The sequence below is a fragment of the Burkholderia sp. LMU1-1-1.1 genome, assembly GCF_040675865.1.
In the GTDB taxonomy this organism is placed as follows: Bacteria; Pseudomonadota; Gammaproteobacteria; order Burkholderiales; family Burkholderiaceae_D; genus Rugamonas.
The window spans coordinates 56828-71747 of record NZ_JBEGHG010000003.1 but is presented as its reverse complement, the minus strand read 5'-3'; the positions used below and the strand labels follow the sequence as shown (position 1 = coordinate 71747).

Genomic DNA, 14920 nt, shown 5'->3' with positions numbered 1-14920 from the left:
AATATATGATCGTCAAACTCCCCGTAGCATCCCTGCGCCGCGCGCTGCTGGCCCTGGCCCTCGGCGCCTGCGCCAGCCTGGCGTCGGCCGCCTCGACCTTCCACGTCGAACTCGACACGTCGTCGTTCGCCTCCACCGGCTGGATCGACATGCAATTCAACCCGGGCGGCGCGTCGAGCCCGCTGGCGCAGGTGTCGCTGAGCGGCTTCACCGGCTTCGGCGACTCGAGCACGGCGCAGCTGGTCGGCAATGCCGGCGGCTCGCTGGCGGGCGGCTACACGTTTGTCAATGATGACGCGGGTGGCGTGAACGGCTTGTTCCACGCCGTCGATTTCGGCGGCAAGATCGGTTTCGATGTCACCTTCAGCGGCGCCGCCGATCCGGGCGCCGGTTTCGGCTCGGCGTTTTACGTGGCCTTGTACAACCAGGCGCAGGACGCGCTGCTGGGCACCAACGATCCGACCGGCGCGCTGGTGTTGCTGAACTGGACGCCGGCCGGCGCCGTGGTCCCGACCATGCTCAACAACACCATCGGCACCAGTGTGAGCGCGGTCAGCGCGGTGCCGGAGGCGGAGACCTGGCTGATGCTGGGCGCCGGGCTGGCGCTGGTCGGCGGCGTCGCCCGCCGCCGCCAGCGGGCGGCGTGAGGCGCTAAGCCGGCGCAAAGGGAAGGGCGGGGGCGACCCCGCCCCGGCAAAGGAACGACACATGCAATGTGTCGTTTTTTTTTGCCTGCGGGCGGACAAACCAACCCCGCATGCCCTTGGCGCCACACCTGGCCGTGCGGGTTAAAAAAAGCCGCCGCACCCTTGCGGGCGCGGCGGCTTTCGATCGGACCGCACGCCCCCGCGGGGGCGCCGTTCGACGCGCTTACCGCGCGCTCAGCTTGCGGGTCTTGGCCGCGCCCTCCGCCAGCGGCACCGGATTGTTGGTCTCCACCAGCAAGGTGGTCGACGAGGCGACGTCGCCGTTCAGGTCGAGGTATTGCACCCCGCCGTAGTAGCGCTTGCCGGTCGGCAGGCCGCTCCAGCTGGCCGTGACCGTGGCCACGTTGCCGGCGTAGACGCGGCTCGGCACGGCCGCCTTCAGCGCGCCGGCGTTGTCGCCACGGGTGACCACGGCCGACGACAGGTTGAAGTCGGTCGAGACGCCGTCCGCCGGCGCGTAGCCCACCACGCAGACGCGGTAGTTGCCGGCGGCCGGGCTGTTCAGGCGCACCCATTCGGTCGAGCCGCCGCGCAGGCTGGCGCCGGCCACGCTGCCGTCCGGATTGAGCACCACCAGGTCGAGGTCGTCACCGCCGTTGGACGAGGTGTCGCGGTCGAACAGTTCGAACGCGGCGGCCACCGTGTTGGCGGGGATCGTCACCGGAATGGCGCGCACGCCGACCGTGTTGGCCACGCAGGCGGCGGCCACTTCGGCGGCCGTGTCGAGCGGCTCGAGGATGGCCGGCACCGTTTGCGTGGCGCCGCGGTTGACTTCCTTGAAGCCGCCCACGGCCGCGCCCATGCGGCCGTTGAAGCCGGCCAGCACGCTCAACAGCACGGTGCTGGAGGCGCGGGTGCTGGCCGTCAGCGCCGGCGACGAGATGGCCCGGCCGCTGCGCGCCGTCAACGGCACGCGCACCACGTGGTTGGCGTCGGTCCAGGTGACGTTACCGTATTGCCATTCGTTGAACGCGGCGTTGGTGCGGGTCAGCTTGACCGTGTAGCTGGCGCTGGCGTTGGGCGCCAGGGTCAGGGTGGCCGGCGTCAGCACGGTGGTGAAGCCGGGCAGGGTGGCGCTGCCGCTGTAGGTGGCGGCGCTGGTGCCGACGTTGGTGACGGTGCGGGTGACCTCGACCGTGCCGAGCGCGTTGTTGACGGTGATCGACGGCAGGTTCAGGTTGTAGCCGGTGATCGAGCCCTCGGTGCACTCGTTGCTGAAGCCGGCGCCGCACTGGTAGCGCTTGTAGTCGCGCGCGCCCAGGTCGTAGACCAGGCCCGGATCGCTGGCGCCCTTGGCGTTGTAGGCGCGGCCGTCGGCCGGATGCGGGACGGTGCCGTACGGATTGATGTGGCCGGCGCCCTGGGCCCACGGCAGCGTGCCTTGCTGCAGCCCGGTCAGGGCGTCGGCGAAGGTCGGCGTGGCGCTGGTCATCAGCGCCGACTTGATCGCCGCCGGCGACCACGTCGGATGTTGCTGGCGCAGCAGCGCGGCCACGCCGGCCACGTGCGGCGACGACATCGACGTGCCCTGGTACAGCGCCCAGGCCGGCGGCGGCGTCAAGGTGCCGTTGATGACATTGGCGCGCTGGGTCGCGGTCAGTTCGGGCGTGACGCCGGCCAGGATGTCGACGCCGGGGGCGGTGACGTCCGGCTTGAGCACGTTGCCGTCGTAGCGGTTCGGGCCGCGCGAGGAGAATCCGGCCGAGACCGGCGCGTTCGGCACGATCACGTTGCTGAACACGCTCAGCGCGGCGACCGCGTTCTGCGCCGCCGCGTAGACCTTGATGGCGTTGCCGTCGGCCGCGGTCACGTGCACCGTCGGCACCGAATGGATCTCGGCCACCAGGCCGCCGCCGTTGTCGACCATGATCATGCCGACGCCGCCGGCCTGCTTGACGGCCAGGCTCTTGTCGACGCGGGCGTTGGTGCCGCGCACGCAGGTGACGATCTTGCCGGCCACCTTGGCCGGGTCCAGCGTCGGGCCGCCGTTGGCGCCGACGCTGTAGCACAGGCGCGCCTCGGCCGCGCTGGCGCCGGCCAGCACCGCGTCCTCGGAGCGGATCAGCGGGGTGTTGGGCAGCGCGTGGTTGTTGAGCGAGACGCCCTTGTAGCTGGCGTTGTTGCCCAGCGTGACGGTGCCCTGGAACACGCGGTTGTTGACGGCGGCGGCGATCGTGGCCAGCCACGGGCTGACGTGGTTGACCTCGTTGGCGGGGCCGTCGTTGCCGGCCGAGGCGGCCACGAACACGCCGGCGTTGGTCGCGTGCAGGAACGCTTGCTCGACCGCGTCGTTGACGACGGTGCCGCCGCTGATCGAGTAGTTGAGCACGTCGACGCCGTCGGTGACGGCCTGTTCGACGGCGGCCACCGCGTCCGAGCCCCAGCAGCTGTTCTTGCCGCCGGTCGGGTCGGTCGCGTCGTTGAAGCTCCAGCAGATCTTGTAGGAGGCGATGCGCGCGCGCGGGGCGATGCCCGACGTCTGCCCCATGGCGATGTTGTCGCCCAGGGTGGCCGTCACGCCGTTGTTGCCGGCCGCCGTGGTCGAGGTGTGGGTGCCGTGGCCGCCGTGGCCGACGGTGCCGCCGATCGAATCGCGCGGCGAGACGAACTCGGTCCAGTGCAGCTGCCGGCCGGTGGCCTTGAAGCCGTCGATGAAGTAGCGCGCGCCGATCAGCTTGTTGTTGCAATAGGCCACGGTGAAGCCCTCGCCGGTGTCGCAGCCGCCCTGCCAGCCGGCCAGCGGCGTGTAGGCCAGGGTGCCGCTGTTGTCCCAGGTCGGCTTGCCGTTGGCGTCGACGCGGTCGGCGTAGGACAGGCTCTCGGGCCAGATGCCGCCGTCGATGATGCCGACGACGACGCCCTCGCCGGCGCCCTCCTTGCCGCCGAGCTGGCTCCACAGGCCGTTCGGGCCGTCCAGGCCGAGGAAGGTGGGCGTGTAGTTGGTCAGCATCTGGCGCGGCGTGTCGGCGGTGATGTTGGCCACGGCCGTGTTGGCCTTGAGCGCGCGCACCTCGTCGTCGGTGAGCATGGCCGAGAAGCCGTTGAGCACCACCTTGTAGTCGTACAGCATCGGCGCGGCGGCCACGGCCGCCTTGACCGACTGCTGCTTCTGGATCAGGTAGCCGCTGTAAGCCTGGGCGGCGCTGGTGTTGAGGTCGAGCCGCGCGCCGGCGGCCGGCTTGGTGGCGGCGATGCCGGCGACGCCGCCGGTGTAGGACGACAGCGGCTTGTCGGCCAGTTGCACGATGTACGGACGGCGCGTGTCGTCGGCGTGCGCGGCCAGGCCGAGGCCGGACAGCAGCAGCAGGACCGCTGCGGAAACAGGGCGTAATTTCATTGTGTTATTCCTCGATGGATGGCTCAAACGGCGGGTGTCGATGCTTGGGCTTGCTTGCGGCGGCGCGCGGCGCCGGCCACGCCGAGCAGGCCGGCGCCCATCATCAGCCACGTCGACGGCTCGGGCACGGGCGCGGCCACCAGCGAGGTGGTGGTGATGTTGTCGATGGCGAACTGGCCGAGGCCGGTGCTGAAGGCCGAGCAATCGCCGCTGGCGTCGCAGACGAAGGCGAAGAAGTACAGGCTGGTGAACTGGGCGTTGCTGAACAGCGGAGAAGAGTTGTAGCTGCCGAACTCGAAGCCTTCGCTGCCGGGGGCGTAGAACGCGTAGTCTTCCCACACGGTGCTGTTGTCGGCGTTGAAGCCCTGTACGCGCAGGAAGCCCGGCGTGGCGGGGTAGTCGTAGGCGTTCGAGCCGAGGAAGGAGGCGTCGAACGACTTCAGGCCGAACGTGGCGCCGGGGGTGGTGCTGGTCAGTTCGAGGTAGCCGTCGTTGATGAAGGTCGCGTAGGTGCTGTTGCTGGCCGGGCACTGCAGGAAGCCGCACGAGGCCACCGAGTCGGTGCCGTCGATGATGGCGCCGACCGCGTCGCCCGCTTGCGCGTCGGGGTCGGGCGAGTAGGCGGCGAGGTTGAAGCCCTGGCTGACGATGGCGTCGTTGTGGGTCAGGCCCACCGGCGGCAGGCCGTTGAAGTCGATGGTGACGTCGGCGTGCGCCGACGGCAGGACGGCCATGGTCAGGCCGGCCAGGATGGTTGCCCGGACCAATTGTGTCAGTCGGAGGCTCGACGCGGCGCGTGGCGCATCGGTGGGGAACGAGCTGCGTTTCATGGATCTACCCTTTTGTAAGTGAAGCGACGATGGCGTTGATGCCCCTTGACGCGCCGGGACAAGCGTGTGCTCCCGTCTGCGCGGGAGATGTCAAGAAGTGTAGCAACGCCGACAATAAAAAGGCGAAAAGTTTAGGAATGAAAATTCGGGTAACTAGCATTTTTGCAGCGGTAAATTCGGTTTCCGCTGGGAGCGGCGCCGACCCGGGATTTTGATGCCTGTGAATAATTTGCAACATTGTTGAGGAGGCACAAAGAACGTGCTGGCGGCGGGCCGGATTTACGGTAGAGTATTGAGCCTCGAAAACAGGCCTGCCTCCGGTCGCTACGGTGGCGCGGTCGTCGCGGCCGAAGAAAAGATTGTATGAGTGGCAAAGCGCATGGTAGCCTCTGTCAGCGCTGAGGGCGCCGTCGCGGCGGCGGACTGTTTCGGGTGTTATAAGGAGTTGGTCGGATGGAAGTGGCGAAGAATCGCGGTTGGACGGCGGCCCGCAAGGCTGGCGGCTTCACGTTGTTGGAATTGCTGGTGGTGATCGTCATCATCGGCCTGCTGGCGGCCTATGTCGGCCCCAAATATTTCGCCCAGCTGGGCAAGTCCGAGGTGACCATCGCCAAGGCGCAGATCGACGCGTTCGAAAAATCGCTCGACACCTACCGCCTCGACGTCGGCCGCTATCCGACCACCGAGGAGGGGCTGGGCGCGCTGGTGGCGGCGCCGGCCACGGCGGGCGCCAAATGGAACGGCCCGTACCTGAAGAAGGGCGTGCCGCCCGATCCGTGGGGCCACCCCTACCAGTACAAGGCGCCCGGCGCGAAGTCCGAGTTCGAGATCATCTCGCTGGGACGCGACGGCCAGCCCGGCGGCGCCGGCGAGGACGCCGACATCGGCGCGCAGTAAGCGTCCGGATTTACGCCACCCCACGCGCCGCGCCCACCGCCACCGTCAACGAAAGCCGCATTCGTCATGCAGTTCGATGTCCGCACCTTGTCGGCCGATATGGTCATCTCCCATCTGCTCATCGATGGCCGCGATGAGGCCGACGCGCGCCGCCAGGTCGAGGCGCGCGGACTGTTCGTCAGCGCCATCGCGCCGGCGCGCGGCGGCCTGACCGGCAGGGGCCGCGCCGGCAAGCGCCCGGCGCTCTCGCTGGTGTTGTTCAGCCAGGAGTTGCTGGCGCTGCTGACGGCCGGCCTGGGCATCGTCGAGGGACTCGAGGCGCTGCTGGAAAAAGAGGGCAATCCGGCCACGCGCGGCGTGCTCGACCGGCTGCTGGCCGGCCTGCGCGAGGGCCAGCGCTTCTCGGCCGTGCTGGCCGAGCAGCCGGAACTGTTCCCGCCACTCTACATCGGCATCGTCAAGGCGGCCGAGGGCACCTCCGACCTGCCGCGTTCCCTGTCGCGCTTCATCGACTACCAGCAACGCATCGACCTGGTGCGCGGCAAGCTGGTGTCGGCCGCGATCTACCCGTGCATCCTGCTGCTGGTCGGTGGCGGCGTCAGCCTGTTTTTGATCGGCTACGTGGTGCCGCGCTTCGCCGAGGTCTACCAGGGCGCCGGGCGCGACCTGCCGTGGCTGTCGCAGCAGATGCTCAACTGGGGCCAGTTCGCCAGCCAGCACACCGCGCTGCTGTTGGGCGGCATCGCGGCGGCGCTGGCGGCGCTGGTGCTGACGGTGCGCCAGCTGATGGGCAGCGGCGGCATCGTCCGCTTGCTGAGCCGCTTGCCGGGCATCGGCGAGCGCGTACGCATCTATGAATTGTCGCGGCTGTACCTGACCTTGGGCATGCTCAGCGAAGGCGGCATCACCATCGTCCACGCCATCGAGACGGTGCAGGGGATGGTCTCGGCCGGCATCCGCCAGAACCTGCAGGCGGCGCGCGCGGCCATCGAGGCGGGCCTGCCGCTGTCGACCGCCTTCGAGGCCAACCAGCTGACCACGCCGATCTCGCTGCGCATGCTGCGCGTGGGCGAGCGCACCGGCGACATGGGCCCGATGCTGACCCAGTCGGCGGCCTTCTACGACGGCGAGATCACCCGCTGGATCGACCGTTTCACGCGTACCTTCGAACCGCTGCTGATGGCCGCCATCGGCCTGATCGTCGGCGCCATCGTGGTGCTGCTTTACATGCCGATCTTCGATCTGGCCGGAGACATGTCATGACGGCCCAGGCCAATATCATCGGCGGTGCCGGCGTGCCGCCGCCCGTGGCCGCGCTGGACACCGCGCTGGTGGCGCGCGCGCGCCATCTGCGCCAGCAGTCCAAGCGCACGCTGGTCGAGGAGCTCGAAGCGCTCAGCGGCATGGAGCCGCGCCTGGTGGTGCGGGCGCTGGCGCAGCCGTTCGGCATGACGGTGCTCGAGACGGTCGACATGCTGGCCTTCGTGCCGGCCTTCGACCTGCTGCCGCTGTCGCAGGCGATGGCGCGCCACTGCGTGCTGCTGCGCGGCTTCGACGGCGTGGTGGTCGGCGTCATCGCCGATCCGTTCGACCTCGACCTGCAAACCTGGCTCGGCACGCAGGCGCGCGCCACGCCGCACGCGCCGCTGCCGGTGCGCCTGGCGCTGCAGGCCGACATCCAGGCCTACCTGTCCAAGCAGGAGGAATCGGCGCGCGCCACCGACTCGCTACTGCCCGGCGCCAGCGAGGGCCGGCGTGACGGCAAGACCGCCGCCGTGCTGTCGTTCGCGTCGGTGTCGGAGGCGGCCAGTCCGGCGGTCCGCCTGGTCAACTCGACGCTGTACGACGCGCTGAAGGCGGGCGCCTCCGACATCCACCTGGAGAGCACCTCCGGCGGCTTGGCCGTCAAGTACCGGGTCGACGGCGTGCTCGATCATGCCACCGCCGTCAACGGCATCGAGGTCGCCGAACAAATCATCTCGCGCCTGAAGGTGCTGGCCGAACTCGATATCGCCGAGCGCCGCGTGCCGCAGGACGGCAGCTTCCGGGTCGAGGCCAACGGCCGCGAGATCGATCTGCGCGTCTCCATCATGCCGAGCATCCACGGCGAGGACGCCGTCATCCGTATCCTCGACAAGCGCGCCATGATCGAAGCCTACGGCTCGCTGACCTTGGAGGCGCTGGGCTTCGACGCGCCGTCGCTGGCGACCTTGCGTGTGCTGGCGCAGGAGGCCTACGGCATGCTGCTGGTGACCGGACCGACCGGCTCGGGCAAGACCACCACCTTATACGCCGCGCTGACCGAGATCCACAACGGCCGCGAGAAGATCATCACCATCGAGGACCCGGTCGAGTACCAGCTGCCGGGCATCCTGCAGATTCCCGTCAACGAGAAGAAGGGCCTGACCTTCGCCAAGGGGCTGCGCTCCATCCTGCGCCACGACCCGGACAAGATCATGGTCGGCGAAATCCGCGACCGCGAGACGGCGGAAATCGCCGTGCAGTCGGCGCTGACGGGCCACCTGGTGCTCACCACCGTGCACGCCAATAACGTGTTCGACGTCTTCGGCCGCTTCACCCACATGGGCATCGATCCGTACGCCTTCGTCTCGGCGCTGAACGGCATCTGGGCGCAGCGGCTGGTGCGCATCAACTGCCCGCACTGCGCGGTGGAATACACGCCGGACGACCACGAGCTGGCCAGCGTCGGCCTGCGCCGCGCCGATGTTTATGACTACCGCTTCATGCAGGGGCCAGGGTGCGGCGATTGCCGGGGCACCGGCTACAAGGGGCGCCGTTCGATCGCCGAGATCCTGACCCTGAACGACGAGATCCGCGAGCTGATCGTCGACAAGCGGCCGATCCGCCAGATCAAGCAGGCGGCCTACGACAACGGCACGCGCAGCCTGCGCCAGGCCGCGCTGGAACTGGTCAAGCGCGGTGGCACCACCCTGGCCGAAATCAAACGGGTGACCTTGCATGCGTAGAGCCATCGGACAATCGCTGCGCATCGGCGTGGCCGGCCACGCGGTCAGCCTGGCGCGCGTGAGCCGCTGGCGCGGAGAGCCATTCACCGTCCTGGCGGAGCATGCGTTCGCGCCATCGGCCGCGCATCCGTTCGACGCCATCGCCAACGCCTTGCGCGCGCTGCTGGGCGAACAGGAAGTGGACGGCTGGCCGGTCGGCATCGTGCTGGCCGACGAATTGACGCGCATGTGGCGCGTCACGCCGCCACCCGGCGCCACCCGCCTGGACGACATGGAGGCGGCGGCCGGCCTGCGCTTCCAGTCGCTATACGGCGAGCCGCCGTCGGGCTGGAAGATAGCGGCCGACTGGAACGCCTCCGAACCGTTCTTCGCCGCCGCCATGCCGCGCGCGTTGCTGGCGGTGCTGGAGCTGGTGGCGCGGGAATTCAAACTCTCCATCGTCGGCGTCGAACCGCATTTCGTCAGCGCCTGGAACCGCTGGCGGCGCGGCATGAAGCAGGGCGCCTGGTTTGGCCTGCTGCACGACAACCTGCTGACGTTGGCGGCGATCGACGCCGGGGCCGGCAAAGGCCAGGGCGCGCAGGCGATGCGCGCGATCCGCGCGCTGCCGGTGCCGCCCGGCGCCGATCCGGCATGGCTGACGCAGACCTTGAAGCGCGAGGCGCTGCTGCTCGATATGCCGCCGCCCGAACTGCTGCAAGTGTGCGGCGTGGCTTCGGCTGGTCCGGCCGGCGCCGCCGCATGGACGCGCTCCGCCGGCAATGTCGCGCTGATTCCATGCGAGGCGCTCGATCAGGCGCAACAGGCCGGCGGCGCCGGGCTGTCGATGGCGGCGCTGCTGGCGCGCGGCGGGAGTCTGGCATGACCAAAAATGCGATGCACATCGACTTCGCGCCGCGCAGCCTGCGCCGCACCTTGTTCCATACGCATCCGGCGCTGCTGGCGCTGGGCGCCGCCGGACTGCTGTTGTGCGCGGGCGCCGCCTTCGGCGGCTGGAAGCTGGTCGAGCAAAAGCGCGAGCGCGAACAGCAGCTGCGCCATATCCAGCAGCGCGCGGCGGCCATGTCGGCGCGGCCGGTGGAGGTGGCGCGGGTGGTGATACCGGAAGCGCAGGCGGCTTTCGTCAACGGCGCCATCCTGCAATTGAACCTGCCGTGGCGCGAGCTGCAGGACGCCGTGGCGGCCGCCACGCCTCGCAACGTGGCGCTGGTGGCGATGGAGCCGGACCCGCGCAAGCAGGTGCTCAAGATCACCGCCGAAACCAGGACCAGCGACGATATGGTGGCCTACGTGGCTGAACTCAAACAGCAGGAAACCTTCAGCGGCGTGGTGCTGACGCGCCACGAGATCAACGACCAGGACCCGTTGCGGCCTTTGCGCTTCCAGCTGGAGGCCACATGGATAACCCGGTGAGCGCAATGAACGCGGTGAACATGCGCGCGCTGGCGCTGCGTGTGCGTCTTGCATTGCTGCGCCTTGGCGCGCCGGCCTGCGTGGCCATCGCCTTGTGCGTGGCCGGCGTGGCGGCGTGGGCGTGGCTGCTGCCGCAGCGCGCGGCGCAGGCGCGGGTGATGGCGCGGCCGTTGCCGACGCCGTCCTCGCTGGTGACGGCGCCACCGCCGCCGTCGGCCAACCAGAACCTGGCCGACTTCTATCAGGTGCTGGGCGAGAAGCGCTATGCGGAACAACAGGTCAAGGTGCTGTTCGACCTGGCCGCGAAATCCAATCTTGTGCTGAGCCAGGGGGAGTACAAGTCGGCCTACGACAAGGCCAGCCGCGTGAGCACCTATCAAATCATCCTGCCGGTCAAAGGGCCGTACCAAGCCATCTGGCAGTTCGCCATGCAGGGTTTGCGCGAGATGCCGTTTGCCTCGCTGGACGAAATCGGCTTCCGCCGCGACACCATCGCCGAGGCGACGGTGGAGGCGCGCCTGCGCTTTACGCTGTACCTCAAGGACGGCGAGCCATGAAGCCTTATCAAATCGCGATGGGCGTGGCGCTGGCCGGCGCCGCCGCGCTGGTGATATTCGGCGACAATACGCCGTCGTCGGACATCGCCGAGCCGGTCGCGCGCCCCGCCAAGGCGCCGGGCGCGGCGGCAACCGTGCCGGCGGTTGCCGAACGCTCCGGCAAGGACGCTCAAGCCACGGTGGACGCGATGATACTGCGGCTGGTGCCGCGCGCCACGCTGGTGGGAGATTCCGCCGACGCCAGCTTCGGCGCCGGCGAGGGGGTGTTCCTGGGCCAGAACTGGAATCCGCCGCCGCCACCTCCGCCGCCGCAGTCGCAATCGAACGCGCCGCCACCGCCGCCGATGGCGCCGCCGGTTCCCTTCAATTACTTCGGCAAAGCCGTCGCCGACGGCCAGTGGGAAGTCTATCTGGCGCGCGGCGACAAGACCTATGTGGTGCGCAACAAGACCGTGATCGAGGGCGCCTACCGCGTCGACCGGATCGCGCCGCCGCTGATGACCGTGACCTATCTGCCTTTGAATCAGGTACAACAGATTAATATTGGAGCATTCGACTGATGGCTAGTCATCTGAACACATGGCGCCGCCGCGCCGCGCTGCCCGCCATGCTGGCGATCGCCGTCGGCGTGAGCGGCTGCGCCGGGCAAATGGCCTTCCGCGAAGCCAACCAGCTGGTCGCCAAGGACCAGGTGGAAGCGGGCCTGCTCAAGTACCAGGAGGCCGTCAGGGCCGAACCGGGCAACGCCGAGTACCGCACCGCCTATATCGTGGCGCGCGACCGCGCCGTCCAGCGCCTGCTGGAACAGTCCGAGCGCCAGTTGTCGGAGGGCCGTCCCGATCTGGCGGAGCAGGGCTTCCGCCGCGTGCTGGGCATGGACCAGATGAACGAGCGCGCGCGCAGCGGACTGCGCGCGATAGAGCGCGACAGCCGCCAGGACAAGCTGCTTGCCGCCGCCATCGAACACGCGAACAAGAAGGAATACGATCTGGCCAAGCTGCGCCTTAACGCGCTGCTGACCGAGACGCCGTCGAACGAGAAGGCGCGCCAGCTGCTGCGCGAGGTGACCGAGAAAAGCGCGCAGCCGGTGGTGGAGTCGGGCCTGTCGAAGTCGTACAAGCAGCCGATCACGATCGAGTTCCGCGACGCGCCGCTCAAGCAGGTGTTCGAGGTGATCGCGCGCCGCTCCGGCCTGAACTTCGTGTTCGACAAGGACGTCAAGACCGACCAGCGCACCACCGTCATGCTGAAGAACAGCACCGTCGAATCGGCGATCTACTTCCTGCTGCTGACCAATCAGCTGGAGCAGCAGGTCATGGACGCCAATACGATCCTGATCTATCCGAACGTCGCGGCCAAGCTGAAGGAGTACCAGGAAATGACGGTCAAGACCTTCTTCCTGGGGAACGCCGAGGCGAAGCTGGTGGCCAACACCCTCAAGACCATCCTCAAGTCGCGCGACGTGGTGGTCGACGAAAAACTCAACCTGCTGATCGTGCGCGACAATCCGGAAGCGATCCGGCTGGCCGAACGCCTGATCGCGGTGCAGGACGCGCCCGAGGCGGAGGTGATGCTGGAAGTGGAGATCCTGGAAGTCAAGCGCGGCACCCTGATGAACCTGGGCGTCGAGTGGCCGACCAGCGTGGGACTGACGCCGTTGTCGACGTCTGGCGGCACCGGCATCACCGTGCGCGACCTGCGTGGTTTGAATTCGGACACCATCGGCGTCACCGGCATCTCCGCCGCCATCAACGCCAACAAGACCGATACCGATTCCAACCTGCTGGCCAATCCGCGTATCCGCGTGCGCAACAAGGAAAAGGCCAAGATCGTCATCGGCGACAAGCTGCCGGTGATCACGGCGACGGTATCGTCGGGTATCGGCGGCTTCGCCAGCGACAACGTCACCTATGTCGACGTCGGCCTGACGCTCAACGTCGAACCGACCATCTACCTGAACAACGAGGTGGCGATCCGCGTGCAGCTGGAGGTGAGCAACCTGACCAACACCATCACCACCCGGAACGGTGGCACCGCCTACCAGATCGGCACGCGCCAGGCCAGCACCATGCTGCAACTGAAGGATGGCGAGAACCAGGTGCTGGCGGGCCTGATCAACAACGAGGAGCGCGGCACCGCCAGCAAGCTGCCGGGCGCCGGCGACCTGCCGATCATCGGACGTCTGTTCGGCAGCAAGCGTGACGACAACCAGAAGACCGAGATCGTGCTGTCGATCACGCCGCACTTGATACGCAATGTGCAGCGTCCGGAGGCCAGCGCCTCCGAATTCTCGGCAGGCACGGAAGCGAGCTTCCGCCGCCGTCCCGACCTGACCGTGCGCACGCCGGTACAGTTGCCGGCGCCTCCGGGCGCCTTGTCGGCGCCAGCCGCACCGCCCGCGCCAACCAATCCGGCCGCGCCGGCTCCGGCGCCGGCCGAAGCGCAAGGCGCGACCACGCAGGCCATCCTGCCGCCACCGGTGCAGGCCATGCCGTTATCGACCGGCCAGCCGGCGCCGCTGCCGCCGACGCAAGGGGTGCAGCCGCAACCGGTGCAGCCGGCGGTCGAAATCTCGCCGTCTCCGCAGCAGTGACGCCAGGGTGGGCATGATGCGCGCGCGCGGTTTCACGCTGATCGAGTTGCTGGTGACGCTGACCATCCTCGGCCTGCTCAGCGTACTGGTGATACCGACCGCGCAGGTGGTGGTGCAGCGCCGCCAGGAGCAGGAGCTGCGCGAGGCGCTGCATCAAATCCGCCAGGGCATCGACGCCTACAAGCTGGCCTACGACCAGGGCCGCATCACCAAGTCGCTGGCCTCGACCGGCTATCCGAAGACGCTGGAGCTGCTGGTCGAAGGCGTGCCGGATCTGCAGAACCCCAAGCAGGCGAAGATCTACTTTCTGCGCCGCGTGCCGCGCGACCCGTTCAATCCCGATACTTCGCTGAGCGAGTCGCAATCGTGGGGCAAGCGCAGTTACGCCAGCGAAGCGGACCAACCGAGGGAGGGCGAGGATGTCTACGATGTTTTCAGCACGAGCGAGAAGAGCGGCCTGAATGGCGTTCCGTATAAAAAATGGTGACCATGAAGACCAAAGGTTTTACGCTGATCGAGTTGCTGGTGGTGCTGGGCATCGTCGCCCTGATGCTGACGCTCGCCGTCCCGCGCTACTTCCCCAGCATCGACAAGTCGAAAGAGGTGGTGTTGGCCGACAACCTGCGCAATATGCGCAACGTGATCGACCAGTACTACGGTGACACCGGCCGCTATCCCGACTCGCTGGAGCAGCTGGTCGAGAAAAAATATCTGCGCGCGCTGCCGGTCGATCCGATCACCGACAGCGAAACCACGTGGGTCATCATTCCGCCGGAAGACGGCGCCAAGGGCGGCGTCTACAACATCAAGAGCGGCGCCCCCGGCAACGACCGTAGCGGCAAGCCTTACGCCGACTGGTGATGCGGCGGCCGCGCAAGCGCCGCGACGGCGGCTTCACCTATCTGAGCCTGATCATCCTGGTGGCGATCATCGGGCTGGTGTCGGCATCGGCGTTGAAACTGGGATCGGTGCTGCAGCGGAGCAGGGCGGAGCAGGAACTGCTCGACATCGGCGCCGCTTTCAGCGACGCGCTGCAAAGCTATGCCAACGCCACGCCGGCCGGTTTTCCGCCGCAGCCGCCGTCGTTGAAGGAGCTGCTCAAGGACCCGCGCTTTCCGACCGTGCGGCGGCATCTGCGCAAGGTGTTTGTCGATCCGATGACGGGCAAGGCGGAATGGGGCATCACCTACCTGGGCGACAAGGTCGGCGTGCTGGCGGTGTACAGCTTGTCGGATGCGAAGCCGGTCAAGATAGGTAACTTCCCGCAGCGTTTCCAGGGGCTGGCCGGAAAGCAGAAGATCTCGGAGTGGCGCTTCGCCGCGAGCGGCGGCACGCTGCCGGCGCCGGGGCAGAACCAGCAACCCGGCGCCGTGGAGGTAAAACCCGTCGCGCCAGTGCCGCCTGCGCCCGTAGCGCCCCCGCCACCGGAACCGGAACCCGCCCCGGCGCCGGAAGAAGAAAAACCAGCACCCGAACCGGAGCCCGAACCGCCACCTCAAACCGCTCAGCCGGAGCCACAGGACCAAAATAAACCGTCATAACACGTAGGGCGGATTAGCGAAGCGTAATCGGCCATGCATGCGCCGCCGACGGCTCATC

Annotated in this window: 14 protein-coding genes; 12 read left to right on the top strand and 2 right to left on the bottom strand. The window is 68.0% G+C overall.

What is annotated here, in order from left to right:
• Nucleotides 1–5 precede the first annotated feature (5 nt).
• Nucleotides 6–647, top strand: coding sequence for an NF038129 family PEP-CTERM protein (locus MRBLMU1_RS03965; protein WP_363497344.1), 642 nt, complete (start codon nt 6–8; stop codon nt 645–647).
• A 223-nt stretch (nt 648–870) separates the two neighbouring features.
• On the opposite strand, the gene MRBLMU1_RS03960 is transcribed toward MRBLMU1_RS03965, so the two are convergent.
• Together MRBLMU1_RS03960 and MRBLMU1_RS03955 are read right to left on the bottom strand one after the other, a co-directional pair.
• Nucleotides 871–4044 carry a S8 family peptidase gene (locus tag MRBLMU1_RS03960; RefSeq protein ID WP_363497341.1) on the bottom strand — a complete coding sequence of 1058 codons (3174 nt, stop codon included), beginning with the start codon at nt 4042–4044 and terminating at the stop codon, nt 871–873.
• A gap of 23 nt (nt 4045–4067) precedes the next feature.
• Entirely contained in the window at nt 4068–4874 is an 807-nt protein-coding gene (locus MRBLMU1_RS03955) for an NF038120 family PEP-CTERM protein (RefSeq protein ID WP_363497338.1), read from the bottom strand.
• A 453-nt stretch (nt 4875–5327) separates the two neighbouring features.
• Here MRBLMU1_RS03955 and gspG point away from each other — a divergent pair, with 453 nt between their 5' ends.
• The 11 genes from gspG (at nt 5328) to MRBLMU1_RS03900 (ending at nt 14862) form a co-directional block, all read left to right on the top strand.
• On the top strand, nt 5328–5771 hold the full coding sequence (gene gspG, locus MRBLMU1_RS03950; protein WP_363497335.1) for a type II secretion system major pseudopilin GspG: 444 nt from the start codon (nt 5328–5330) through the stop codon (nt 5769–5771).
• A 66-nt stretch (nt 5772–5837) separates the two neighbouring features.
• On the top strand, nt 5838–7034 hold the full coding sequence (locus tag MRBLMU1_RS03945; protein ID WP_363497332.1) for a type II secretion system F family protein: 1197 nt from the start codon (nt 5838–5840) through the stop codon (nt 7032–7034).
• Complete coding sequence (locus tag MRBLMU1_RS03940; protein ID WP_363497330.1) at nt 7031–8758, top strand: GspE/PulE family protein; 1728 nt, start codon at nt 7031–7033, stop codon at nt 8756–8758. Before MRBLMU1_RS03945 ends, MRBLMU1_RS03940 begins: the two co-directional genes overlap by 4 nt.
• Entirely contained in the window at nt 8751–9623 is an 873-nt protein-coding gene (locus MRBLMU1_RS03935) for a hypothetical protein (RefSeq protein ID WP_363497327.1), read from the top strand. The genes MRBLMU1_RS03940 and MRBLMU1_RS03935 overlap by 8 nt, the downstream gene beginning before the upstream one ends.
• Nucleotides 9620–10171, top strand: coding sequence for a PilN domain-containing protein (locus tag MRBLMU1_RS03930; protein WP_363497324.1), 552 nt, complete (start codon nt 9620–9622; stop codon nt 10169–10171). Before MRBLMU1_RS03935 ends, MRBLMU1_RS03930 begins: the two co-directional genes overlap by 4 nt.
• Nucleotides 10156–10728 carry a hypothetical protein gene (locus tag MRBLMU1_RS03925; RefSeq protein WP_363497321.1) on the top strand — a complete coding sequence of 191 codons (573 nt, stop codon included), beginning with the start codon at nt 10156–10158 and terminating at the stop codon, nt 10726–10728. The genes MRBLMU1_RS03930 and MRBLMU1_RS03925 overlap by 16 nt, the downstream gene beginning before the upstream one ends.
• Nucleotides 10725–11288 (top strand): hypothetical protein, encoded by a 564-nt coding sequence (locus MRBLMU1_RS03920; RefSeq protein WP_363497318.1) that lies wholly within the window; start codon nt 10725–10727, stop codon nt 11286–11288. Before MRBLMU1_RS03925 ends, MRBLMU1_RS03920 begins: the two co-directional genes overlap by 4 nt.
• Nucleotides 11288–13321, top strand: coding sequence for a secretin N-terminal domain-containing protein (locus MRBLMU1_RS03915; protein WP_363497315.1), 2034 nt, complete (start codon nt 11288–11290; stop codon nt 13319–13321). The genes MRBLMU1_RS03920 and MRBLMU1_RS03915 overlap by 1 nt, the downstream gene beginning before the upstream one ends.
• A 13-nt stretch (nt 13322–13334) precedes the next feature.
• Nucleotides 13335–13808, top strand: a complete 474-nt coding sequence (locus MRBLMU1_RS03910) for a type II secretion system protein (protein WP_414646024.1) — start codon at nt 13335–13337, stop codon at nt 13806–13808.
• Nucleotides 13802–14182, top strand: coding sequence for a type II secretion system protein (locus MRBLMU1_RS03905; protein ID WP_363497312.1), 381 nt, complete (start codon nt 13802–13804; stop codon nt 14180–14182). Before MRBLMU1_RS03910 ends, MRBLMU1_RS03905 begins: the two co-directional genes overlap by 7 nt.
• Nucleotides 14182–14862, top strand: coding sequence for a type II secretion system protein (locus tag MRBLMU1_RS03900; protein WP_363497309.1), 681 nt, complete (start codon nt 14182–14184; stop codon nt 14860–14862). Before MRBLMU1_RS03905 ends, MRBLMU1_RS03900 begins: the two co-directional genes overlap by 1 nt.
• Nucleotides 14863–14920 lie beyond the last annotated feature (58 nt).

What these genes read in the sequence shown, in the direction of transcription:
- MRBLMU1_RS03945 (WP_363497332.1), top strand. Translation starts at nt 5,838, where the DNA reads ATGCAGTTCGATGTCCGCACCTTGTCGGCCGATATGGTCATCTCCCAT.
- MRBLMU1_RS03920 (WP_363497318.1), top strand. Translation starts at nt 10,725, where the DNA reads ATGAAGCCTTATCAAATCGCGATGGGCGTGGCGCTGGCCGGCGCCGCC.
- MRBLMU1_RS03955 (WP_363497338.1), bottom strand. Translation starts at nt 4,874, where the DNA reads ATGAAACGCAGCTCGTTCCCCACCGATGCGCCACGCGCCGCGTCGAGC.
- MRBLMU1_RS03930 (WP_363497324.1), top strand. Translation starts at nt 9,620, where the DNA reads ATGACCAAAAATGCGATGCACATCGACTTCGCGCCGCGCAGCCTGCGC.
- gspG (WP_363497335.1), top strand. Translation starts at nt 5,328, where the DNA reads ATGGAAGTGGCGAAGAATCGCGGTTGGACGGCGGCCCGCAAGGCTGGC.
- MRBLMU1_RS03940 (WP_363497330.1), top strand. Translation starts at nt 7,031, where the DNA reads ATGACGGCCCAGGCCAATATCATCGGCGGTGCCGGCGTGCCGCCGCCC.
- MRBLMU1_RS03965 (WP_363497344.1), top strand. Translation starts at nt 6, where the DNA reads ATGATCGTCAAACTCCCCGTAGCATCCCTGCGCCGCGCGCTGCTGGCC.
- MRBLMU1_RS03915 (WP_363497315.1), top strand. Translation starts at nt 11,288, where the DNA reads ATGGCTAGTCATCTGAACACATGGCGCCGCCGCGCCGCGCTGCCCGCC.
- MRBLMU1_RS03900 (WP_363497309.1), top strand. Translation starts at nt 14,182, where the DNA reads ATGCGGCGGCCGCGCAAGCGCCGCGACGGCGGCTTCACCTATCTGAGC.
- MRBLMU1_RS03925 (WP_363497321.1), top strand. Translation starts at nt 10,156, where the DNA reads ATGGATAACCCGGTGAGCGCAATGAACGCGGTGAACATGCGCGCGCTG.
- MRBLMU1_RS03910 (WP_414646024.1), top strand. Translation starts at nt 13,335, where the DNA reads ATGATGCGCGCGCGCGGTTTCACGCTGATCGAGTTGCTGGTGACGCTG.
- MRBLMU1_RS03935 (WP_363497327.1), top strand. Translation starts at nt 8,751, where the DNA reads ATGCGTAGAGCCATCGGACAATCGCTGCGCATCGGCGTGGCCGGCCAC.
- MRBLMU1_RS03905 (WP_363497312.1), top strand. Translation starts at nt 13,802, where the DNA reads ATGGTGACCATGAAGACCAAAGGTTTTACGCTGATCGAGTTGCTGGTG.
- MRBLMU1_RS03960 (WP_363497341.1), bottom strand. Translation starts at nt 4,044, where the DNA reads ATGAAATTACGCCCTGTTTCCGCAGCGGTCCTGCTGCTGCTGTCCGGC.